The organism is Ruegeria sp. YTSA135 (genome assembly GCF_059610165.1).
On sequence record NZ_JBXWNC010000005.1, the window covers coordinates 16,252 to 38,353 of the forward strand.

Consider the following 22,102-nt stretch of genomic DNA (forward strand, 5'->3'; position numbering starts at 1 on the left):
CCGGTCGCCCGTTTCAAGCCCCCCCCGTAAAGTTCAGTCGACTGCGGAACGCACTGGGGACTTGACCAGTCCAGCGTTTGAAGGCTGTTGAAAAGGCTGGCTGGTCGGCATAGCCAAGCGCATAGGCGATCTCGGACAAAGGCATGCCATTGGTGATAAATGTTTGTGCCAGATCGCATTTCAGGTCGTCGACGATACCGCGATAGCTGGTGCCCTCGTGCTTGAGCCGCCGCGCAAACGTGCGGGGACTCATCCCCAGATTGGCGGCGGCCTCGTCCGCATTGATGATCTTGCCAGGCATCGACTGGGTGATCAGCCCTTCGACCTGAGCGCGGAGCGGTTGCTTGGGCGATTTTCGCTCGGCCAGAACGTGCTCGGCATATTGCAGAAGATGCGCACGCAGGTTTGAATCGTAGGTCGGAATGGGTAAGTCTAGCGTGGACACGGCCACCACGATTTCCAGCTTTTCTGCGCCAAAAACGATTGGAAATCCTGCAAGCTTTAGAAACCTTTCGCTGTTTCTGCCTACTTCGTGCTGAAACCTGATCTCGATCGGATAGAAATTTGATTGCGTGAGGGTCCGCATTCGGGCCAACCCAGCGAAGATCAGGAATTCTGTCCGTCGGTGATAGCGGGCGAAACTGGCATCTTTCCAATCGGCTTCGATGGTGGCGAAGTTCCCGGCCAATCGCAGGGTAAAGGCTATGGCGGGGTCAATGATTTGGTGAAATCGCGACGTGTTCTCGATCACTTGCCGTAAGTCACGTGAGTACTTGCTGATATATGCCGTCAGGCTGGACGAGGCTGAAAACTGCAACCCGGCTCGCGCCGCGAATGTGATGTCGCTCACGGCATCACACGCATATCGCGCAAACAAGGCCTCTTGGTGGGCGCTGCACATGGACGTAGAGTCAGAGAGTGCGCCGCGGGTCAGCTTGCATTTTTCAAGAATGCGATCTGACGCTTCAGTGCCGTTAGTTTGTTGATCAAGCACACGGGTCAAGAGTTGAAGGCGGGCGATATCAACTTCCATGACCTTCTCCACTGTGCTTTCAATCTGCTTCCCGCTAATTTGGCGGAAAACACGGCGTGATGATAAGTCTAGATCAATTGACTGAAATTCGAATGGTTCTGGCAGTTAAAAACAAGAAAAAAGTACATATTCAGTTTGTCATTGCCTTTGGCAAAAAATCTGTTCCGTGTTTGGGTGGGTTTTGGGGCATGCCGATGCAGATTTCGCCCCCTCGTCAGTCCCGGCTGAATTCCTTGTGATTGGGCTTTGTTGGGTTTCAAAGCAAGCTACGTCGTTACATACCTCGAGACAGCAAAAGAGTATGATTATGAAAAAGCTTATGACTTATGTGGTTTTTGCGGCTGTCGTGCTCGGCACTCCGGCTACGGCATTTAACGGCCGTTTAGGCTTTCAGACGGTTGCGGTGAATGACTCGGTTTTCGAAGTGATCCCGCGCGGTCGAACGGATACGGATGGGTACTGGTGCGCGGCAGCAGACTTTGCCCGCAGAACGTTGGGGGCAGGCTGGCAGCAGCGCATCTATGTAAAGCGCGGCTATGGCCCAAGCGAGGCGACAGGCCGCAGAACAGCGGTACAATTTACGCTGGTCGCACCAGAGGGCGCCCCGCAGCAGTCAAGCGGCGTTTTCTCTTCCGGATTTCAGCCGGGATACAGTATGTCTGTTCAGGCTGCCAATGCCCGATGCAGAGGCCGCCCATTCATCAATTAACAAAGATCAAACAAAGAATGCAGACCGAGTTTGAGATACCGACGCAGGGTCCCGGGTTGTACGAATTCACCTCGGACGTGCGTCGCTGGCTAAAGCCAGTTGCGCGCGATGGGCTTCTGACGCTGTTTGTCCGCCATACGTCGTGTTCACTGCTTGTGCAGGAAAACGCCGACCCCGACGTACAAACAGATATGCGGGCTTTTTTCGAGAGGCTGGTGCCACCGTCCAACCATCCATCCATGGCCTATCTGCGGCACACGTATGAAGGCCCGGACGATATGCCAGCCCATATCAAGGCCGCGCTGTTACCTGTATCACTGTCGATCCCAGTGGCGTCTGGGCGGCCTGTTCTTGGTACGTGGCAGGGGATTTATCTGTTTGAGCACCGTAGCGCACGGCATAATCGAAACGTCGCTGCGCATTTTGCGTGACCCCCTTATTTAGCGGTGAAAAATTCCGACTACCCAAATCCTAGCGGGTGCCCTATAGTTGTGGATAAGTAAGCCGCAGCGCTTACAAAAGAGGCGGAACAAGGGACGAGGAGACGGCGGATGCGCTGCCCGTTTTGCGGAAATATCGACACTCAAGTCAAAGATTCACGCCCGGCAGAGGATCACGTCGCGATCCGCAGGCGTCGGTTTTGTCCCGCTTGCGGGGGGCGATTTACCACGTATGAACGGGTACAATTGCGGGATTTGGTGGTTATCAAAACCAACGGTAAGCGCGAGGATTTTGACAGGGACAAGCTGGAACGCTCGATCCGAATCTCTATGCAAAAACGTCCTATCGACCCGGAGCGCATCGACCAGATGATTTCCGGGATCGTGCGTCGTCTGGAAAGCATGGGAGATACGGATATCCCGTCCAGAAAGATCGGTGAGATTGTGATGGAAGCTCTGGCGCGGATTGACACCGTGGCCTATGTTCGCTTTGCGAGTGTATACAAGAATTTCCAGGCGGCCGATGACTTCGAGGAGTTCGTCCACGAACTGCGACCGCCGCAACCTTCGACGGACGAGTGAGCGAAACAGATAAGCGATATATGGCGCTGGCCTTGTCATTGGGTCAGCGCGGTCAAGGAACGTGCTGGCCGAACCCGGCCGTAGGTTGCGTTATTGTGCGCGATGGCCGGATTGTAGGGCGCGGCTGGACGCAACCCGGTGGTCGGCCACATGGCGAAACACAAGCTTTGGCCCAGGCGGGTGAGGCCGCGCGTGGGGCAACGGCCTATGTCTCGCTTGAACCTTGTGCGCATCACGGCAAAACACCCCCTTGTGCCGAGGCACTCATCAAGGCGGGTGTGGCGCGGGTCGTGTCGGCAATCGAAGACAGTGATCCGCGCGTGGCTGGACAGGGCTTTGCGATGTTGCGCGAAGCCGGGATTGAGGTCACTACCGGTGTTTTGGCCGAACAGGCCGCACGCGATCATGCGGGATTCTTTCTCAAGACAGAACAAGGTCGGCCATTTGTAACGCTCAAGTTGGCCAGCAGTTTCGATGGTCGGATTGCCACGTCAGCTGGACACAGCCAGTGGATTACCGGGCCCAAGGCGCGGCGGGCTGTGCATGCCATGCGGGCCAGTCATGATGCGGTGATGGTCGGAGCAGGTACCGCCAGGGCCGATGATCCGTCGTTGACAGTCCGCGATCTTGGAATTTCGGCACAGCCGGTAAGGGTTGTCGTCTCGCGTCATCTGGATATTCCCCTGATGAGCCAACTGGCACGAACAGCATCTGATGTGCCCGTCTGGCTGTGTCATGGCCCGTCCCCCGACCCAGAACGTGCCCGAGCGTGGGAGGGGTTGGGCGCCCGTCTGATCCCCTGTGCGCTTGAAGAACATCACATAGATGCAGCCGATCTGTTGCAGCAATTGGGGCATGCAGGTCTAACGCGGGTTTTTTGTGAGGGTGGCTCGGCGCTCGCAGCTTCTTTGTTGGCTGATGACCTTGTGGATGAGCTGGTCGGCTTCACTGCGGGCCTGACCATCGGGGCCGAGGGCTTGCCCGCCATTGGGTCGCTTGGTTTGGAGCGATTAGAGTCGGCCCCTCGCTTTGAGTTGATCGAGGCCCGCGCCATCGGGCCGGACATTTTGCATCGTTGGGCGCGCGCGCTGCGCTAGCGCCGCCACAAACCTGCATGCGTGGCAAACAATCCTTGCAGCTTGGACAACAGGCGAAGTGACAGGCCACGTTTGCGCTCATACCCCTCGGACAGGCGTTGCAAGGCGACCTCGGCAGGGCAGGGTAGCCCCGTGGCCGGGTCCAAATATCGTGGGTAGTCAATCAGTGCGGCATGCGCCAACCCAAGAACAGAAGGCCGTGCGCCCCGTCGTGCAGGCACTGTTCCCAAATCATTCGTTAGCCCCCAGCCGGCATAGAAAGGCGCGCCAAGTGTCGTCACACTGACCCCACGTATTAGCGCCTCGAACCCAAGCAAGGATGTGATCGTCCAGACCTCTTGCACGTGAGACAACAATTCAGCCGGGTCGGTATTGGATGCAATCACATCGGCAAGACTTGGGTCATCAGGCCTGCCTTCGCGCAGTCCGGCCTCAACATCCGGGTGAGGTTTGTAGATCAGGACGGCGTTTGGATTTGCTTCGCGCGCGGTGCGCAGCAGGTCGGTATTTGTGCGCACTGATGAGCTGCCAAGCAGGATTGAGGCATCGTCTTCGACCTGTCCCGGAACTAGAATACGGTGTCCTTGGGGCAGATTTGGGACAGCGCCCCCGGTATTATACTTACTAATCCCGCCCGCGATGATCTGTGCCACCAACCGTTCAGCCCGCAATTCCTGATCCGGGCGCAAAGTTTCACGCGCGGCTATCCACTCTTCCAACTGGCTTGGCTGCGTCGGGTCGTAATAAATACCCAAGTCATCTGTCGCCAGCGACACAGGCGGGACCAGTCTGGCACCCAACCCCTTTGATCGCAGAAACCCGTCCTCGATCCGAACCGCGCCTTCGGCGTCGCGGGCGTGGCTGGCCCACACCATGTGGGGACGGTCAGATTGATCCGGAGGGGCGTTGGTAAATTGAACTTTCTTCTCGCGGCCGAATATCTGTTGCAGGTGTTTGCGCTTCCACAACCGCATGCCGGACGCGGTCCAGCCCTTGTAATCCTGACGCCATGCGCGCGTCTGCGCTTCGAGCGTATCCAGCACGGTTTCCAACTCGCACAGCCTGTCCCGATAGGGGTCGTACCATGTGGGGTATAGGATCATTGCCGCTGCAAACAATTGCGCTCGGGTCAGGTTGCGCTGTCGGCGTGGAGGGTATGCCTCATCCTGCGTCAGCCCCCAGCCAGCATAGAAGGGTTGGCCAAATATGCGGGGTTTGTGTCCGGCCATGATGGCCTCGAACCCGAGCTGAGAGGAAAGGGTGTAGACGCCAACTGCGCCCTCTAGCAAAGCCCATGGGCTTATGGGCGTGGTGACAAATGAAACCCGATCAGACAGGTCTTGATCCGAAAAATATCCGCTGCGATGCCCTGCAACGGTTTCGGGGTGCGTCTTGATCAAAACGCGGGCGCCGCGGTTTTCCTCTTGCGCCATGACCAGCATTTCACGAAATCGCGCGTCATCTCCTGCGCTGGCAATGACCGAGGCATCATCCCGTGCCTGATCAACCACCAGAACATATCCAGGCTTGGGGGGCGGTAACGTCGGATCAACGGCAGAGTATTTGCTCAGATGCAGGTCACGCAACCTTTCAGCCCCGTACCGCGCCCGGTTCAACAATGCGGTATCGTCCAGCGGATGAGTTGCCAGCAGGGTTTCAAGATCCGATGGCTGCGAAGGGTCAAAATGCACGCCGGTTCGATCAATCAGCAAGCCCAGAGGGGGCTCTCCACCCCGCCCCGGATGCAATGAGCGTAAAAAGGCGTCTTCAACCCGATGAACGGGCACCCCGCGCTGGGTCGCTATTTTCAAGCCACGGTGGGCTGTTGGGCTGTTTCCCCAGATGCCAACAACATCGTTTTCCCGGGGCAATCCCAACCGAATGTCATAGCCTTTGAGGTTTAGTATGCGACGAATGCGGCGTTTCGTCATAAAGCCGCCGTTGTAAACAAACAGCCGGGTTCGCTGTGTCCCAGCTGTCGGCTCAGCCTGCATCAGCCGCCCGTCAGCGTGGCAACGTTCGCAACCGGCGTCAGGCCCCCTGCGATCAGTGAAATCGACTTGCTCCACTGTGCGTACGGGGCTTCGGTCACGTAAATCGTGTCGTCGTCGCGGATAACGAAATCCCTTGCGACAAACAGCCCATTGGGTGCGTTGAGGTTCAGAAGGTAGATCATGCGCTGATCGCCCTGCAATTCCTGACGGCCCATAACGGCGCGGGCAATGTCTTGCCGTTCCTTGCGCAGTACAAAAATCCCCGTGGGGTCCGAGGACAAAGATTGCAGACCGCCGACTTGCGCCAGCGCCTCAAGCGCAGACAGGTCTTGTGTGTCGAACGCCACGCGTGATTGACCAGTTGCCCCAAGTGCGATGTATGTTCGGCTGTCTGCCTCGACCAGAATGCGATCCCCGCCACGCAATGCGACATCCAGTTTGGGGTCGCGGACCAGATCGTCGTACCAGACTGTTCCACGTTCATTGCCGCGGATCAGGGTAACAAGGGCGATATCCGCACCCAGCGATACACCTCCAGCCCTTGACAGCATCCCGGACAAGGTGCGGCTGGGTCGCTCGATCGGATAGAGTCCCGGCGCTCCGATCTCCCCGCTCAGTGAAACCGTTGCTCCATCACCTGCAAAGCGGCGCACCTCGACTTGTGGGTCCGGTGTTTGATCTTGCAGTTTGTCGGTGATCAACTGGCGCAGCTGTTCTGGGGTATTGCCAGCAGCCCGAATGCGTCCGGCATAGGGCACGAAGATAAAGCCTTCGCTGTCAACCTGTACCTGCTCTAGCACGGTGGCTGAGCTCAACTCACTTGACAGCAAACCATCATCTACGTTTTCCCAGACCGTCAGGCTTACTACGTCGCCTGCGCGTACGGTGTCAGCGGCCAGACTTTGCGCGCTGCGGAAAGTATTCGGGAACCCGAACTGGGGAATAGCCGCGGCCGCTCTTGCGACGCGATCGTCGACCTCAACCACGAAAGCATTGCCGCCATTTTCGGTTGAGCCTGCCAGAATCTCATTTTTGTTGGGGCCCGCTTTTGGAAGCTGGCACGCGGACAGCAGACCAATAGCCACCACAAGGGATACCCCCCGTATCCATCGGATTGGAAAACGCTTCACTGCCGGTTATCCTCAGTATTTTTTGTTGTATTCTTTTGTTTAGCAAAGTCTAACCGGTTCGCGCACTAACTTCTAGCGCCAACCGTCCAGTTTTACTCAACTATCTGTAACTGTGTCGTCAGCGCCTCTTTCTCGGCCAGTAGGGATTGATAAGGATCGTTTGCATTCAACATCATATCAGCCACGCTACGTGTGAGTTGCCGCCGTCCGCGGCGCGAATAAAAACCGCCCGGAATCTGGCTCGTCTTAAGAAGAAACTGTCGATAGGCTTTATAGGCGTTCTGATCCGGGGGCATCGGATTTGCAAAAAACGCTGCAAGCGGTTGGCGCGATACGAATTCGGGTTTGTCGTAGACCGATCTGCCAAAAATACGCAGTGGGATACCCCGCCACAAGGCCTGTTGTCCGGCGGTGGAATTTATTGTCACCGCAGAACTTGCGCCGTCCAATAGCTTGGCAAGTTTGCCCCCGGGGACATAATGCACGCGATCTGCAACCCCATGGGCACGCGCCAACTCACGCATACGGCGCCTTAAGGGTTCGCGGTGGTTTTCCAGTGGGTGCTCTTTCACCACAAGCCGGTGGTGTGGCGGGGCACCCTTGGCAAATCCCCCAATCACATCCTCAAGAAAATCGGCCATACTGGTATAGTGGGAATGGGACCGAACGGAACTGTCATGCGCCAGTTGCAGCAACGCCAGATGATAGGGCTTCCCGTTCCCAAGCGCGCGCGTCGTGGCCCAGTGACGTTGAAGCCGGTGAAATGGCATCAGCGCCAAACGCTTGAAATACAGTTTGAACTCCTTGGAAACCGGCAGATCACGATGCCGTCGAAAATTGCGGTAATGCTTGTTCAGGAACATTACAAACCAATGGTAGAGCGCGCCGTAAAAGATGTGTTGTCGCATGTCGCCCCAATGCGATGGCGGTGGGGGTGATAGCGCCATGGATTTATCCAACGCATACCGCATCTGCTCAACTCTCAGCGACATAAGACGCGAGTTGCCGTTCGAGCCGAAGCGTTCATATGTCACCCACCAAGGGCGCAGGTAACCTTCCTCGAAGACGTGAACCGTGACCTGTTTACTGCGTGCGACCTGCACGGCTTCGGCGTGAACGGGGCGGGTGTCGCCGTACAGAACGATGTCCGAGATGCCTCGGGCATCAATCAGGTCGGATAGTGTGGCCGGCCATTGATTGGGTGTGTCGAAGTAGGGGATATAGGATGACCTATCAAACCAGAACGCCTGATCCCCGGCATTGAACCCAACACGCCAAACCTTGGCTCCTGACGCCTGAAGCACACGCCCAAGCCCATTGAAAAACGGGCCATGCGGCCCCTGCAGAAACAGGAAAACACGGCGTTTGTCGCCTGTGGCGTTGGGTGACATGGGTACTGCTCTTGCCTGTTGTTCAGAAAATAATGCCTGTTTCGGCCTTTCACGGCAAGGTGGGGCTTGCCGGCCGCGCTGCATGGGCTTACCTCGGCTGAGAACACTGGACCAGATCAGGAACTAAGGGTTAGCGGAATGTTTACAGGGATCGTCACCGATATCGGCACTGTTACCGAGCTGGATCAGAAGGGCGATCTGCGGGCCCGGATCAAAACGGACTATGACACTGCCAGCATAGATATCGGCGCCTCAATCGCCAGCGACGGGGTATGTCTGACCGTGATCGCGCTGGGTGATGATTGGTACGACGTTCAAATCAGCGCCGAGACGGTTTCGAAAACCAATCTGGATAGCTGGCAGGTCGGCAAGCGCGTCAATCTGGAACGCGCTTTGAAGGTTGGTGATGAACTGGGCGGCCACATCGTGTCGGGCCATGTGGACGGTGTGGCCGAGGTGGTGGCAGTGCAGGACGAAGGCGACAGCACCCGCGTCACATTGCGTGCACCCAAGGATCTGGCGCGCTTCATTGCGCCGAAAGGGTCGGTCGCGTTGAACGGAACCTCGCTGACCGTGAACGATGTCGATGATTGCGATTTCGGAATTAACTTCATTCCACACACCAAAGAGGTCACGACCTGGGGTGACGTCTCGGTGGGTGACAGGGTGAACCTTGAGATCGACACACTGGCTCGCTACGTCGCGCGCCTGTCCGAGATGTCCTGAAACAACGTCGCATCAGGGTCGCCCGGTGCTGGATGTGCTCTGGCATTTGGCACTCTGGTAGGCTATCCACCCGATCAAACGTGCCCTGTGAAAGGCTGCCTCATGAGCTTTGCAACCCCCGGACCCGTCGAAGCCAACCTGCGCGACGCGATCAGCCCGATTGAAGATATCATCGATGAGGCGCGCGCGGGCAGGATGTACATTCTGGTCGACCACGAAGATCGTGAAAACGAAGGCGATCTGGTAATCCCGGCCGAATTTGCTGATGCCGAGGCGATTAACTTTATGGCCACGCACGGGCGCGGTCTGATCTGCCTGCCGATGACAGCCGAGCGGATCGAGGCGCTGGGCCTGCCGATGATGGCCGTCAACAACTCGTCCCGGCATGAAACAGCGTTTACCGTGTCTATCGAAGCGCGTGAGGGTGTCAGTACCGGTATTTCTGCAGCTGATCGCGCGCTGACCGTGGCGACGGCAATCAACGAACAGAACACGATGGCGCATATCGCCACCCCCGGTCATGTCTTTCCGTTAAGGGCAAAGCGAGGCGGGGTTTTGGTGCGGGCGGGCCATACTGAGGCCGCAGTAGACATCTCGCGCCTGGCCGGGTTGAACCCTTCGGGCGTCATCTGCGAGATCATGAAACCTGACGGCACCATGGCACGCCTGCCTGATCTGGTGGACTTTGCCAAAAAACACGACATGAAGATCGGTACGATCAGCGACTTGATCTCGTACCGGGCGCGCAATGACAATCTGGTGGTCGAAACCTCACGCAGCACCGTCACGTCCGAATACGGTGGCGAATGGGAAATGCGGATTTTCACTGATCAAACCCACGGCATCGAACACGTGGTCATGATCAAGGGTGACATAACAACGCCCGAACCGGTCCTGACACGCACCCATGCCCTGCACGAAGCGCCCGATATTCTTGGTCTTGGGCCAAAATCGTCGCGTGAATTACCGCGCGCAATGGAAAAGATCGCGGAAGAGGGTCGCGGCGTGGTCTGCTTGTTCCGCCAGCCGCGCAACTCGCTCTACGCAGTCGAGGATGAAGGCCCCCGCACCATCAAACAAACCGGTCTGGGTGCTCAGATCCTGTCCAAGATGGGCATTCAGGAACTGATATTACTGACCGACTCGCCGAAAACCGTATATCTGGGGCTTGACGCATTTGGCTTGTCCATTGTCGGCGCCCGCTCCATCCTCAAGGAAGACTGATCGTGGCAGAACAAGACAAACACGGCGTATTGCCAACCCCGAGCTTTGATAAACCAGTGAAGCTGTTGCTGGTGGTGGCACCGTTCTACCGCGCAATCGCAGATGACCTGATCGCCGGTGCAAAAGCCGAGATCGAAGCCGCGGGCGCCACATACGAAGTGGTCGAAGTACCCGGCGCGCTGGAAGTTCCAACCGCCATCGCCATGGCGGATCGCCAGTGCAATTTCGATGGCTATGTCGCGCTGGGCTGTGTCATTCGTGGTGAAACCACCCATTATGAAACGGTGTGCAACGACTCGAGCCGCGCTATTCAACTTTTGGGCTTGCAAGGTTTGTGTATCGGCAACGGCATACTGACCGTTGAGAATGACAGTCAGGCCGAAGTGCGCGCGAACCCCAAAAAGATGAATAAAGGCGCTGGGGCAGCCGCTGCGGCCTTGCATCTGATCGCACTCAGCCGTAAGTGGGGCGCTTCGAAAAAGGGCGTTGGTTTCAAACCGCCGTCCGAGTCCATCCTTGTGGCGGGCGACAGCAACGGATCCACGACAGCATGACCCAGACAGACGCGCCGAAACCGGCCAATCAGAAACGCCTGATGAAATCTGCCGCCCGGCTTTATGCCGTGCAGGCATTATTCCAAATGGAGCAATCCGGGCAGACAACTGAACAGGTTGTGAATGAGTTTCTGGATCACCGTTTCGGCGCTGTCTACGAAGGCGAGGAAATGTTGGACGGTGATATCAGCGTCTTCCGCAAACTGGTTGAAGATGCGGTGAACTATCAGGCATCAATCGACCAGATGACCGACCGGGCGCTTGTTGCAAAATGGCCGATCGCACGCATTGACCCGACCTTGCGCGCAACTTTCCGCGCGGCAGGGGCGGAATTGACCCAAAGCGATACACCACCCAAAGTCGTCATCACTGAATTCGTTGATGTCGCGCGCGCTTTTTTCCCGGAAGGCAAAGAACCGAAATTTGTCAACGCGGTAGTGGATCACATGGCGCGCGAAGCCAAGCCCGAGGCGTTCTGACGCCTTTACCGCAGCAATAGATGCGCTAACCTTGGCTTAAGATCTCAAGGAGGCCCGTCATGCCTAAACTTATTCGTCTATACATTACGCAAACCGCCTGGGGCTTTGTTATCTCAGCGATTTTTGTTGGGGTTCTTCTTGCGCTTAACGTTGCGAACCTGCGCAGCCTGATCTCTGGGTCGGATATTGGGCTGATCGCGCTGGTCATGATCTGGATCATGAACGGGATCGTGTTCGCGGGCGTGCAATTTGCCTATGCGATCATGAGCATGGCCGAAAAACCGCAGGGTCCGCGACGTGGAACGCCTGTGGCTGTCGACTTTAAACCCGCTCCGGTGAAGGTTGAGCAGAGCTGAGGTTTTCGCTGGCTACCGATAACTCTCATCGGCCATTAATCCATGGGCTTTGGTGGCAACCATATGGCCTTCAACGCTGCTGTTAACCAAGCGCAACGAAGCCCTGCGTTTGCGTATAACCCGTTTCTATTGGTGAAAAACTTATGGCAAGTGTGGCGGGACCACCAGTCAACCGTGCGGTGTGATTCCCGAGGACCTGTATGTACAGGTGGGCGCCAGGTAATCAGGCCAGGACCTGAACAGAGCCAGCCCCCTCGGAATTGCTTAAGGCCACCAGAATGCTACCAGTCACAAGAAGGGCAGAACCCGCCAAGCGACTAAGTAAGGCGTGTCCCGGTCGAGTACAAGTGGCAGAGGTCAGATCGCGCACTGAAATCGTCCGAGAGAACTCTGTCTAAGCTGGAGGAAAATGTTGGCCTATGGAACAAACTACGAACAGCAATTGGTCCAATGCTTCAAAAAGGTAAATTTTGCTCCTGAACATCTTCCAAATTTTAAGTAATTGAAGGCAATTATGACCGATCCTTCATTCTAGCTATGCACTGCTGCATCGCTTGACAGCGGCATGTTATTTATGGACCGGATTGGCAACACTCTGTGTGCCCGCGTTGCAACTGCTACACTGCGAAAATTAGGGGCTTGAGGTTTGTTCTCTAATTGTTCACAATTTCTGGATGATGTTTGACATGCAACCCGGACAGAAGCTGGCACGCGGTGTTGCGCGCCACCTTTGGGCGCACGGTTTTGTTTCTGTCGAGGAATTCGTTCCAGCACGTGGGTTGCGCGTGGACGTGATGGGCTTAGGCCCAAAGGGTGAACTTTGGGTGATTGAGTGTAAGTCCAGTCGGGCAGACTATCAGGCTGATTCCAAGTGGCAGGGGTATCTTGAGTGGTGTGATCGGTTTTTCTGGGCTGTCGATACAGACTTTCCGACGGATCTTCTGCCTGCAGAAACCGGGCTGATCATTGCTGATGCGTATGACGCGGAAATTGTGCGTATGGCGCCCGAGGACAAGCTTGCCCCAGCCAGGCGCAAAAAGATGATGCAGAAATTTGCAACCGATGCTGCACGCAGATTGCAGGCCCTGCGCGATCCCCGGGTTTAAAGGTCAGCCCTTCACAGCCCGGGCGGCTTGCGCGGCTGCGCGGATTTCGTCTGCGATTTCTTCAGCTTCCTCAGGGTCGAAATCCATAGGAATTTCAATGCCGTCCGCCTCGATGAAAAGACGTATCATGCCTTGATCCGTTGGGCCGATCTGCAAGTTGGCCTGAATGTTGCGTTCGGTGTTGATACCCATTTTCGCCTCCGGGACTGAGCGTTTTTGCTACCCTTGAAAGGGTTGAGAATCAAGCTGCGTTTGAGGTTTGGTGCAGTATGAAAGACGTTCAGATCAGACCTTTTTACGCGTCCGATTCACGTTGGTTGGTTGAGCGACACGGCACGCTTTACGCGCAGGCCGAAGGGTTCGATGCTTCGTTCGGTACCTTGGTCCGGCAAATCCTGGATGACTTTGTTTCCAGCCATGATCCGTCGTGCGAACGGGGTTGGATTGCAGAACACGAAGGGCAAAGGCTTGGCAGCATCTTTTGCGTGAAGCTTGACGAACAAACCGCAAAGCTGCGGCTTTTCCTGTTGGTGCCAGAGGCACGAGGGCAGGGACTGGGAAAGCGGCTGTTGGACGCCTGTACAGGGTTCGCGCGTGGTGCGGGATACGCGGAAATGCAGTTGTGGACCCATGAAAGCCACCGGGAGGCTTGTGCGCTGTACCGCGCGAATGGGTGGCAATTGCTGGGCAGCAAACCGGTACATTCCTTTGGGGTCAATCTTGTCGAACAAAGCTGGAAAATTCGGTTTTAATCCTCTTGCATTCCCCGGGCGCGTTCGGTACATCGCCCCTCACAAGTGCCGCCTTAGCTCAGTTGGTTAGAGCGCTGGATTGTGGATCCAGAGGTCCCCTGTTCAAGCCAGGGAGGCGGTACCAAATCCCTCTAAAAACGCTGAGTAGTACGCGGTTTTCCCGCTTGGAACTTGGCCATTTTGCGATTCATTTGGTATCAGGCAAAGTGACGGCTGGCGCGCTTAGAATTAGCGCGCCAGGTTCAGCCTGAGTCTCATTTTGCTGCGTTTTGCAGCGGGTAGGTGCCGATTCAATCGCTTGTTGACCATTCCGAACCCCCAGATGACCACCAGGGTTAGCAGGATGAAGTAGAAGGCAAGAATCGGATATGGAATGAACGGGTTGAACGTCTTGTCAGCGAAGTAACCCGCGTAGTACAGCGCATCGCCCCGTTGTTGCCAGACAGGAAAGGCTGAGAAGAACACCAGCGTGGTTGCGTGGAACAGAAAGATCGCCTCGTTCGTATAAGCGGGCCACGCCAGGCGCAGCATTGTTGGCCAGATGATCCGACGGAACCGTGACCAGCCCGTCATACCATAGGCATCTGCGGCCTCGATATCGCCCTTTGGGATCGAGCGTAGCGCACCATAGAATATCTCGCCCGAGTAGGCTGCGGTGTTGAAAAACAGCACGATCAAAGCGCCCATCCATGCAGACGTAAGTGCGTCAAGAAATGGGAAGCTCTGCTTGAGTGACAGGAAGAAGAAGTAGGCAAAGAAGAACTGAATGAACAGCGGAGAGCCTCGAAACAGGAAAATGAACCACTCCGACGGTTTGCGCAGCCATCTGTTCGTGGACGCTTTCCCAAGAGCAAGGGCAGTGGCCAGAAAAAATCCGGTCGCAAGCGCCATAATCCCGAAATAGATGTTCCAGATCATACCCGAGCCAATAAGGGTGAACTGCTGGCAGAGGGTAAAATCGTTCGCTGGCAAAAGACGTTCGCCAATACCGACTGAGCGCAGAGCGTAGTCCTGGATTGTTTGCAAGCAGCTCATGCGGTCGTCTCCTTGCGCAGCAACTCACCGCCCGAGGTCGCCTGTCCGTGGGATAAGCGTCGCATCAGCTTTTCAAGGCCGATTTCCGAAACACGCGTCATACCAAGATAGAACACAAGTAGGGCGAGGAAGTACCACATGCGCCAGTCGCCATGCGGGTATTGGGTGAAGCGCGGGTTTTTGAAGGCACCCAGTTCGCGTGCCCAATAGACGATATCTTCGATGCCAAGCAGGAACAGCAGTGGCGTCGCTTTGATCAACACCATCCACAGGTTCGACAGGCCGGGTAGGGCATAGACCCACATTTGCGGAACGAGAATGCGCCAGAATGTTTGGCGGCGGGTCATGCCGTAAGCCTCGGCCGTTTCCAGCTGTGCATGGGGCACGGCGCGCATGCCGCCGAACAGAACATTGGCTGCAAAAGCACCAAAAACGATGGAAAAGGTAATGACGGCCAGAAAGAACCCGTAAGTCTCGTGAACCCACTCCGGTGCGCTGCCTAGTGGCAGTTTCGCGGCTTGGCACACAATGAAGTCATTGCCTTGCCGGATTGGGTCGGTCCATTCGGGGCAGAGAATTTGGTGCCGTGTCCATTCGAACGCTTGATCCAGCGCGATCACGAAGAACATGAAAAAGGCAATATCCGGTACGCCGCGCACGATGGCGATATAGCCCTTCCCCAGCAGGCTGAGCGGAAGGACATGCGACCGCGCTGCCATTGCGCCCAGAAAACCAAAGCCCAGTGCAACCGGAGCAGTGATCGCCAGAAGCAGCAAAACCTTGAAAAAGGACAGGTAGAATACCCAGTGCACACCATTGGTCAGATAGCATGAAAACCAACGGAACGTGCCGAGAGTATCGGGATCAGTGCAGAACGAAAAAATGGTTGGCCTCCTTGACGGGCAAGGGCTCAGAGGCGGCGCGCCTTGGAAGACAGGCGCGCCGCGACGTGCAAAATTAGAAGGTCGAGGACACTTCCCACTTGGTGATCAGCTCATTCAAGGTACCGTCGTCCTTCATGGACTGAATGGCAGTGTTGAACTTTTCTTTCAGCTCACCATCGGATTCACGGATACCCATGCCGACGCCACCGCCCAGCGGTACTTCGTCACCAACGAAGACAAGGCCCGAGCCATCTTCAGTGAACGGCACCAGGAAGGATTTGTCAGCCAGAACTGCATCTGCTTCGCCGTTACGCACGGCTGCGATGGTTTCTTCGGGGCCTGCAAACTCAACCAGAGTTGCACCGGATTCGGCGACATAGCCAGCCTGAATGGTGCCTGTCTGTGCCGCGATCACGCCACCTGACAGGTCAACACCATCGGACATGGCGACATAGGCAGACGGATCTGGCGGCGTGTAGTTCTGAGTGAAATCGATGACCTCATCACGCTCGTCAGTGATGGACATGCCCGCGATGATCGCGTCGTAGTTGCCCGAAACAAGGTTAGGGATGATCGAATCCCAGTCGTTTTTGACCCATTCGCATTCCAGGTTGGCGCGCTTACACAGCTCATCGCCCAGTTCGCGTTCGAACCCGTCAATCTCGCCCGCGTCGTTGACAAAGTTCCAAGGTGCGTATGCGCCCTCGGTGCCCAGACGGATGGTCTCCGCCATAGCCATACCTGCGCTAAGCGCCAGGGCTGCAGTGGTCAGAATCAGTTTTTTCATTGGATACTCCCCAGTTAGTTTTCTGTCCTGAATTTAAGCCGCCTTTGTGGCGGAGAGAAAGCCCCGAAGTCGCTCGGATTCGGGGGACGTAAAGATATCTTTCGGTGACCCTTCTTCTTCGATCAGGCCATGGTGCAGGAATACGACGTGGCTTGAAATATCAGCCGCCATTTTCATGTCGTGGGTCACAATGATCATCGTGCGACCTTCGGCAGCCAAGTCCTTGATCACCTTGATCACTTCCTGTTCCAGCTCAGGGTCCAGCGCCGAGGTTGGCTCGTCGAAAAGCAGCGCCTCGGGCTCCATGCACAGACCACGTGCAATGGCTGCGCGCTGTTGCTGACCGCCGGACAATTGCGCCGGGTAGACGTCGCACTTATCGCCGATACCGACCTTGTCCAGATACTTGCGAGCGCTGTCTTCGACCTCTTTCGGGTCGCGGCCCAGTACGGTCACCGGAGCTTCCATCACGTTTTGCAGAATGGTCATATGGGACCAAAGGTTGAACTGCTGAAACACCATCGACAGGTTGGTGCGGATGCGCATGACCTGCTTTGGGTCGGCTGGACGGCGGTTATGCCGTTCACCTGACCAGCGCACGGGCTCGCCCTTGAACAGTATCTCGCCTTCTTGGCTGTCTTCCAACAGATTGCAGCACCGTAAGAGGGTTGATTTTCCGGATCCGGAGGACCCGATCAGGGAAACGACATCCCCGCGTCTGGCCGTAATATCGACCCCTTTCAGCACCTCCAGATTGCCGAAGCTTTTGTGTAGATTTTTGATTTCGATAACTGGAGAGGAATCTGTCACAGGTGGCCCATGTGTTGTCGGTGTTGGTGCGGTACTAGGGCTTAAAAATTGAGGTAATGCAATGCGCAATTGTCATGAATACGTACCGAAAAAGTCAAATTGGCCAAAGTTACTCGCCAAATTGATCAGTATTCGCGTTTGGATCGGCTAATCCGGTGTCGGATTGGCGACAGACAGATAGTCGCCCGCTGGAATTTTGATCAGACCGCGAAGATGCAGCATCTTGCGGTCCGCAGCTGACAGATCATCAATTGCAGAGCGGACAGCGTGGGTGATACGCGGTGCGTCCTGGCCGTTGGCAGTAATGTAGGGCAGGGCGGGCGTCGGGTTGGTCACGTCTACCTCGCGTAAAAAGGTCACCAGGTCGGAATGCGTTTTGAGCAGTTCCCAGGTTAGCGCATCCAGTGCCGCAAAATCGGCCCGGCCATTCGCCACTGTGCCGGCAGACCGCGCGTGGCCACCGGTTTCAACGGTCGTATTTGGACGGTGGCCGCGCGCAGCTAAATGAACCAACGGCGCTGCCCACCCTGATTGCGAAAGGTGGTCATTGTAGGCAAAAGCTCCAGCCGAAAGCGCGGCTAAATCGCGCGGATCATCCTTTCGCGCCAGGAATATGGATCGGTAGTAGCCAGGCGGGCATCCCTCTAGCCCATAGTCCGGTGTGCCAACCAGTTGCACCTTGCCATGCAGGCGGGTGCGATAGGGCATGCCGCAAGTCTGGGCAAAGGTCAGGTCCGGGCTCAGCCAAACGTCCCACATGTCAGCATCACGTGTCAGGTGATCGGGACCGAAGCCCAAGTGCGTCCGAATCAACGCCCAAAAGCGATCGTTGGCGTCTTGCAAAGGGGGCATGTCATACATGCCCAACATCGCGGTCACGATTTTGCTGCCTTCTGTCGCGCCAAGGCTGAATCAACATCGCTGACGCCCAGCAAGCTGACGACCAACCGCAACAGCGAGTCCTCTTCGCCGGTACGGTGCCCATCTGCCAGTGCGACTGACCACATTGCCTGCACGACGGCGAGCCGGTCGTCGTAAGCTACGGCTTCCTTGATTGCGCGCGTGAAGCGGACAGTGTCGGGGGCCTCGGCCTCCAGGTCCTCAGCACGGGCGCGCAGCGTGGCGGCTTCGAATGGTGAAAGACCATAGCGTTCGGCGCAGACCCGGTCGATTCGCGCCATCTCGCTGTCGGCATAATCGTTATCGGATCGGGCGATGCGGACCAGCAGTGCCGTCAGCGCGAGGCGAGCGTCAACTTCGGGAAGAGGGTCGGGGTCGGGCCGTGTGAGCCGGGACAGAAAATCACTAAACATGGGTTACGTATAAATGGGGCTCACAGGTCTTCCAAGCGCCTTTGCACCCGTTGGCGTGCAGACTGGCTGTCCATAAAGCTGAGCCCCATGGCAATGCGCGCCTCTTCCACGATTTTGATTTCGCCTTCGTCCGAGTTTCCATCGGCCAGAACAATCTCCCACAGGGCGTCCAATGCCGCGAGGCGTTCGTGCAGGTCGGTGGTTTCGCGGATCAATTTGCCGAACGTGTCTGTATCAGGCGCGGCGGCGTGCAGCTTTTCGCAAGTGGCGCGGACCTTGGCAGCTTCGATCGCGTTATGCTGATAGAGACGGGCAAGGATCCGGTCGATCAGGCTGATTTCTTCAAGCTTATAATCCCGGTCCGCCTGCGCAACACGAACCATGAGCGCACCCAGAGCAAGCTCTGCATCAGGGTCCGGTAAATTGTCGTGTTGCGGTGGGCGCAGGGCCTGAAAGAACTTCTTTAACATGCCCTGAGGTTATTCCATATTTTGTGGCCCGCCAAGCATCGACTACCCGTCATAGCCTTGAATGATTTCGGTGCTGGTCGGAGCGGCAGAAACACGCTAAGCGCGAACCGCTTGCAGCGGAATCACCCCTGTTGAAGCGCTTCTTTCGCTTGTTCCTGCAGCCAGGCCAACATGTGCCGGTATGGGACAGGACCATAGCTGATCCGGGCTACGCCCAGCGATGCCAGTGTGGCCGTATCAGGGGTCCCCGGCAAGGCGATGATGTTTACAGGTAAGTCGGTCGATTCGCACAAAGTGGCGATCATATCCTTGTCTCTCAGCCCCGGAGCAAAGAAACCGCTGGCACCGGCGTCAGCATAAGCTCGGGCCCTGGCGATTGCTTCGTTTAGCATTGCATCGTTATGGGTATCGGGCTTTGCCTTCAGAAAGATGTCGGTACGGGCGTTGATGAACGCCGGGATGCCAGAGGCATCGCATCCTTCGCGCATCGCCCGCACCCGTGCGGCCTGAGTTTCGGTGTCATAAAGATCACTTGTTCCAATGATTTGGTCTTCGAAGTTAAAACCAATGACGCCGGTCCCCAGCGCACGCTGGGTGTTTTCCGCGACGCCCATCACATCCTCGGCGTACGCGCCTTCGAAGTCCAGTGTGACCGGCAAGTCAACCGCAGCAACAATCCGGCGGGCATTCTCAAGGGCGGCCTCGATTGGGATGTTCTGACCGTCACCATATCCTTGCGCCATCGCAACCGGGGCACTGCCGGTTGCAATTGCCTTGGCGCCCGCGTCGCGCACGGCACCTGCACTGCCTGCGTCCCAGATATTGTACAAAATAACCGGGTCACCCTTTTTATGCAGGGCTGCGAATGTCTCCGCTTGGTTGATCTGCTTTGCCATGGCCGGTCTCCTGTCGCTGTGTTGAGGACAGTTATCCGTGGAAACGGCTTGCACGTATAGGTTCTTTTTTCGCTCACCGTCACAATGCAGTGACCTGCCTGCCGTTAGACTAGGCGCGAGCTGTCCTTGGCCGCACGCACGAAATCGCGAAACAGAGGGTGCGGATCGAACGGTTTTGATTTGAGTTCGGGGTGGTACTGCACACCGATGAACCACGGGTGATCCGACCATTCGACGATCTCTGGCAGGCGTCCGTCCGGCGACATGCCCGAAAACTTCAAGCCCGCTTTCTCCAGCTTTTCCCGGTACTTGATGTCCACCTCATAACGGTGCCGGTGGCGTTCTTCGATATTGGTGCCGCCGTAAACTTCGGCCACTTTCGAGCCCTCGGCCAGTACGGCATTGTATGCGCCCAAACGCATGGTGCCACCCTTATCGTCTCCAACTTTGCGTTCGACAGTATGGTTTCCCTGTACCCATTCCTTCAAATGGTAAACTACTGGTTCAAAACGCTTCTTTCCGGCCTCGTGATCGAACTCTTCTGACCCGGCTTCGGTGATCCCGGCGGCGTTTCTCGCCGCTTCGATTACTGCCATTTGCATGCCCAGACAGATACCCATGTAAGGGACCTTGTGTTCGCGCGCATACTGGGCGGCCTTTATCTTGCCCTCGGTCCCACGCTCACCAAAGCCGCCGGGGACGAGGATCGCGTGGAACCCTTCCAAATGCGTTGCGGCGTCTTCGGTATCAAACACTTCGGCATCGACCCACTCGACCTTGACCTTGACGCGGTTGGCCATACCGCCATGGGTCAAAGCCTCGGCAATTGACTTGTAGGCATCTTCTAGCTGGGTGTATTTGCCGACGATGGCTACACTCACTTCGCCTTCTGCATTGTGGATGCGGTCGCTGACGTCTTCCCACTTGGCCAAATGGGGTTTAGGGGCCGGGCTGATCTGGAAGGCATCCAATACCGCCTGATCCAGTCCCTCGCGGTGATAGGCCAATGGCGCGTCATAGATGGTGCTCAGATCCTGAGCGGCGATCACGCTATCAGGGCGCACGTTGCAGAACAGCGCCAGCTTTTCACGCTCTTTCGGTGGGATCGGACCTTCGGACCGGCACACCAGAATGTCAGGTGCCAAGCCAATGGAGCGCAGTTCTTTTACCGAGTGCTGTGTCGGCTTGGTTTTCAATTCGCCGGACGCCTTGATGTAGGGCAGCAGGGTGAGATGCATAAAGATACACTGACCGCGCGGCTTGTCCTGACTAAACTGACGGATGGCTTCGAAAAAGGGCAGACCTTCGATATCGCCAACGGTACCGCCGATTTCACACAGCATGAAATCAACCTCATCCTCGCCAATGGCGATGAAATCCTTGATCTCGTTAGTGACGTGCGGGATCACCTGAATGGTCTTGCCCAGATAGTCGCCGCGACGTTCTTTTTCGAGCACATTTGAATAAATCCGGCCCGAGCTGACCGAGTCGGTCTTGCGCGCTGCCACACCGGTGAACCGTTCATAATGGCCAAGGTCCAGATCAGTTTCGGCCCCATCATCGGTCACGAAAACTTCGCCATGCTCAAACGGCGACATGGTGCCGGGATCGACGTTCAGATAGGGGTCCAGCTTGCGCAGACGTACCGAGTATCCCCGGGCCTGCAACAACGCACCCAGAGCCGCCGAAGCCAGCCCTTTGCCCAAGGACGAAACCACACCACCGGTGATGAAAATAAAACGCGCCATGTTTTTCGGCTGCTCCCGTGAGACGTCAAAATCAGCTGCCCGACGGTTCCGAAAAACCGCTGCATCACGGGACTTCACACATAAAGGATTCGCGCCAAAAGCGCAAGAGAACCGCAAGATGCTGTTGCAGTCCTCTGTAGGGTTTCTAGGTTTTGTGGATCAGTTCGCTTGCGGAATCAAAGGCGCGTTGTCGCCTGCTGCTGGCGGCAGAAGATCATTTGCCGGCGGAACTGCAGGGGCGCTTTCTTCCGTCGGGGCCGGAGCGGGAACGCCCAAGCGGTCGATTACCGAACTGCCAGAGGATTTCTGAGCCGCCAGAATCGTCAGAGTGATTGAAGTCACGATAAAGCACGCTGCCAGAATCCAGGTCACTTTGCCCAGTGCAGTCGCTGCAGCGCGGCCAGTCATGGCACCACCGCCGCCGCCGCCCATACCAAGGCCGCCGCCTTCGGACCGCTGCATCAGAACGACGGCGATCAGGCCCAGAGCCAAAAGAAGATGGATGATGAGAACAACGTTTTCCATGGTGGTCCTGTACAGCGTGGCGTGTATCGCGTGGTACTTATGCAAGTTTGCCAGCGGGGGC

26 protein-coding genes and 1 tRNA gene are annotated in these 22,102 nt (G+C 56.6%); 12 read left to right on the forward strand and 15 right to left on the reverse strand.

What is annotated here, in order from left to right; all coding sequences use genetic code 11:
• Positions 1-13: 13 nt before the first annotated feature.
• A complete protein-coding gene (locus tag AC2FIT_RS08205; protein WP_496828407.1) occupies positions 14-1,033 on the reverse strand; it encodes a helix-turn-helix domain-containing protein in 1,020 nt (339 codons plus the stop codon).
• A 307-nt stretch (positions 1,034-1,340) separates the two neighbouring features.
• Here AC2FIT_RS08205 and AC2FIT_RS08210 point away from each other — a divergent pair, with 307 nt between their 5' ends.
• The 4 genes from AC2FIT_RS08210 to ribD all read left to right on the forward strand — a co-directional run bounded on the left by AC2FIT_RS08210 (position 1,341) and on the right by ribD (position 3,861).
• The gene (locus AC2FIT_RS08210; protein WP_224890326.1) at positions 1,341-1,742 is read left to right on the forward strand and encodes a hypothetical protein; all 402 of its coding nucleotides are present in this window, start codon (positions 1,341-1,343) and stop codon (positions 1,740-1,742) included.
• A 17-nt stretch (positions 1,743-1,759) separates the two neighbouring features.
• On the forward strand, positions 1,760-2,173 hold the full coding sequence (locus AC2FIT_RS08215) for a secondary thiamine-phosphate synthase enzyme YjbQ (protein WP_496828409.1): 414 nt from the start codon (positions 1,760-1,762) through the stop codon (positions 2,171-2,173).
• Between the two features lie 120 nt (positions 2,174-2,293).
• Complete coding sequence (gene nrdR / locus AC2FIT_RS08220) at positions 2,294-2,764, forward strand: transcriptional regulator NrdR (RefSeq protein ID WP_068334393.1); 471 nt, start codon at positions 2,294-2,296, stop codon at positions 2,762-2,764.
• A complete protein-coding gene (ribD, locus tag AC2FIT_RS08225) occupies positions 2,761-3,861 on the forward strand; it encodes a bifunctional diaminohydroxyphosphoribosylaminopyrimidine deaminase/5-amino-6-(5-phosphoribosylamino)uracil reductase RibD (protein WP_496828411.1) in 1,101 nt (366 codons plus the stop codon). Before nrdR ends, ribD begins: the two co-directional genes overlap by 4 nt.
• On the opposite strand, the gene AC2FIT_RS08230 is transcribed toward ribD, so the two are convergent.
• The 3 genes from AC2FIT_RS08230 to AC2FIT_RS08240 all read right to left on the reverse strand — a co-directional run bounded on the left by AC2FIT_RS08230 (position 3,858) and on the right by AC2FIT_RS08240 (position 8,376).
• Positions 3,858-5,855: a capsule polysaccharide biogenesis protein gene (locus tag AC2FIT_RS08230; protein ID WP_496828413.1), complete on the reverse strand. Its 1,998-nt coding sequence runs from the start codon at positions 5,853-5,855 to the stop codon at positions 3,858-3,860. The two genes, ribD and AC2FIT_RS08230, sit on opposite strands and share 4 nt — an antisense overlap.
• On the reverse strand, positions 5,855-6,985 hold the full coding sequence (locus AC2FIT_RS08235) for a polysaccharide biosynthesis/export family protein (RefSeq protein WP_068334396.1): 1,131 nt from the start codon (positions 6,983-6,985) through the stop codon (positions 5,855-5,857). Before AC2FIT_RS08235 ends, AC2FIT_RS08230 begins: the two co-directional genes overlap by 1 nt.
• A gap of 92 nt (positions 6,986-7,077) precedes the next feature.
• The gene (locus AC2FIT_RS08240; protein WP_496828415.1) at positions 7,078-8,376 is read right to left on the reverse strand and encodes a capsule polysaccharide biogenesis protein; all 1,299 of its coding nucleotides are present in this window, start codon (positions 8,374-8,376) and stop codon (positions 7,078-7,080) included.
• Positions 8,377-8,514: 138 nt separating this feature from the next.
• Between AC2FIT_RS08240 and AC2FIT_RS08245 the strand changes: the two genes are divergently transcribed.
• The 6 genes from AC2FIT_RS08245 to AC2FIT_RS08270 all read left to right on the forward strand — a co-directional run bounded on the left by AC2FIT_RS08245 (position 8,515) and on the right by AC2FIT_RS08270 (position 12,821).
• Complete coding sequence (locus AC2FIT_RS08245; protein WP_496828417.1) at positions 8,515-9,102, forward strand: riboflavin synthase; 588 nt, start codon at positions 8,515-8,517, stop codon at positions 9,100-9,102.
• 102 nt (positions 9,103-9,204) lie between these two features.
• On the forward strand, positions 9,205-10,326 hold the full coding sequence (gene ribB / locus AC2FIT_RS08250; RefSeq protein WP_496828419.1) for a 3,4-dihydroxy-2-butanone-4-phosphate synthase: 1,122 nt from the start codon (positions 9,205-9,207) through the stop codon (positions 10,324-10,326).
• Positions 10,327-10,328: 2 nt separating this feature from the next.
• Positions 10,329-10,880 (forward strand): 6,7-dimethyl-8-ribityllumazine synthase, encoded by a 552-nt coding sequence (locus tag AC2FIT_RS08255; protein ID WP_496828421.1) that lies wholly within the window; start codon positions 10,329-10,331, stop codon positions 10,878-10,880.
• Positions 10,877-11,359, forward strand: coding sequence for a transcription antitermination factor NusB (nusB, locus tag AC2FIT_RS08260; RefSeq protein WP_475180742.1), 483 nt, complete (start codon positions 10,877-10,879; stop codon positions 11,357-11,359). The genes AC2FIT_RS08255 and nusB overlap by 4 nt, the downstream gene beginning before the upstream one ends.
• Positions 11,360-11,418: 59 nt before the next feature.
• The gene (locus AC2FIT_RS08265; protein ID WP_496828423.1) at positions 11,419-11,715 is read left to right on the forward strand and encodes a hypothetical protein; all 297 of its coding nucleotides are present in this window, start codon (positions 11,419-11,421) and stop codon (positions 11,713-11,715) included.
• Between the two features lie 674 nt (positions 11,716-12,389).
• The gene (locus AC2FIT_RS08270) at positions 12,390-12,821 is read left to right on the forward strand and encodes an MmcB family DNA repair protein (protein WP_496828425.1); all 432 of its coding nucleotides are present in this window, start codon (positions 12,390-12,392) and stop codon (positions 12,819-12,821) included.
• Positions 12,822-12,824: 3 nt separating this feature from the next.
• On the opposite strand, the gene AC2FIT_RS08275 is transcribed toward AC2FIT_RS08270, so the two are convergent.
• The gene (locus tag AC2FIT_RS08275; RefSeq protein ID WP_496828427.1) at positions 12,825-13,013 is read right to left on the reverse strand and encodes a DUF6324 family protein; all 189 of its coding nucleotides are present in this window, start codon (positions 13,011-13,013) and stop codon (positions 12,825-12,827) included.
• 77 nt (positions 13,014-13,090) lie between these two features.
• Here AC2FIT_RS08275 and AC2FIT_RS08280 point away from each other — a divergent pair, with 77 nt between their 5' ends.
• Positions 13,091-13,573 (forward strand): GNAT family N-acetyltransferase, encoded by a 483-nt coding sequence (locus AC2FIT_RS08280; RefSeq protein WP_496828429.1) that lies wholly within the window; start codon positions 13,091-13,093, stop codon positions 13,571-13,573.
• A gap of 47 nt (positions 13,574-13,620) precedes the next feature.
• Positions 13,621-13,697, forward strand: a tRNA-His gene (locus AC2FIT_RS08285).
• Positions 13,698-13,801: 104 nt separating this feature from the next.
• Here the strand turns inward: AC2FIT_RS08285 and AC2FIT_RS08290 are convergent.
• The 10 genes from AC2FIT_RS08290 to secG form a co-directional block, all read right to left on the reverse strand.
• Positions 13,802-14,608, reverse strand: a complete 807-nt coding sequence (locus AC2FIT_RS08290; protein WP_496828431.1) for an ABC transporter permease — start codon at positions 14,606-14,608, stop codon at positions 13,802-13,804.
• Positions 14,605-15,492 (reverse strand): ABC transporter permease, encoded by an 888-nt coding sequence (locus tag AC2FIT_RS08295; RefSeq protein WP_496828813.1) that lies wholly within the window; start codon positions 15,490-15,492, stop codon positions 14,605-14,607. Before AC2FIT_RS08295 ends, AC2FIT_RS08290 begins: the two co-directional genes overlap by 4 nt.
• A 73-nt stretch (positions 15,493-15,565) precedes the next feature.
• Positions 15,566-16,279, reverse strand: a complete 714-nt coding sequence (locus AC2FIT_RS08300; protein ID WP_496828434.1) for a transporter substrate-binding domain-containing protein — start codon at positions 16,277-16,279, stop codon at positions 15,566-15,568.
• A gap of 33 nt (positions 16,280-16,312) precedes the next feature.
• Complete coding sequence (locus AC2FIT_RS08305; protein WP_068334421.1) at positions 16,313-17,089, reverse strand: ABC transporter ATP-binding protein; 777 nt, start codon at positions 17,087-17,089, stop codon at positions 16,313-16,315.
• Positions 17,090-17,236: 147 nt separating this feature from the next.
• Positions 17,237-17,968: a phosphate/phosphite/phosphonate ABC transporter substrate-binding protein gene (locus AC2FIT_RS08310; RefSeq protein ID WP_496828437.1), complete on the reverse strand. Its 732-nt coding sequence runs from the start codon at positions 17,966-17,968 to the stop codon at positions 17,237-17,239.
• Positions 17,965-18,402: a tellurite resistance TerB family protein gene (locus tag AC2FIT_RS08315; protein ID WP_496828439.1), complete on the reverse strand. Its 438-nt coding sequence runs from the start codon at positions 18,400-18,402 to the stop codon at positions 17,965-17,967. The genes AC2FIT_RS08310 and AC2FIT_RS08315 overlap by 4 nt, the downstream gene beginning before the upstream one ends.
• A 20-nt stretch (positions 18,403-18,422) precedes the next feature.
• Entirely contained in the window at positions 18,423-18,872 is a 450-nt protein-coding gene (locus AC2FIT_RS08320; protein WP_496828441.1) for a tellurite resistance TerB family protein, read from the reverse strand.
• A 122-nt stretch (positions 18,873-18,994) separates the two neighbouring features.
• Positions 18,995-19,768 (reverse strand): isocitrate lyase/PEP mutase family protein, encoded by a 774-nt coding sequence (locus AC2FIT_RS08325; RefSeq protein ID WP_496828443.1) that lies wholly within the window; start codon positions 19,766-19,768, stop codon positions 18,995-18,997.
• 104 nt (positions 19,769-19,872) lie between these two features.
• On the reverse strand, positions 19,873-21,516 hold the full coding sequence (pyrG, locus tag AC2FIT_RS08330; RefSeq protein ID WP_496828445.1) for a CTP synthase: 1,644 nt from the start codon (positions 21,514-21,516) through the stop codon (positions 19,873-19,875).
• A 159-nt stretch (positions 21,517-21,675) separates the two neighbouring features.
• Positions 21,676-22,041 carry a preprotein translocase subunit SecG gene (gene secG / locus AC2FIT_RS08335; protein ID WP_068334438.1) on the reverse strand — a complete coding sequence of 122 codons (366 nt, stop codon included), beginning with the start codon at positions 22,039-22,041 and terminating at the stop codon, positions 21,676-21,678.
• Between the last annotated feature and the right edge of the window lie 61 nt (positions 22,042-22,102).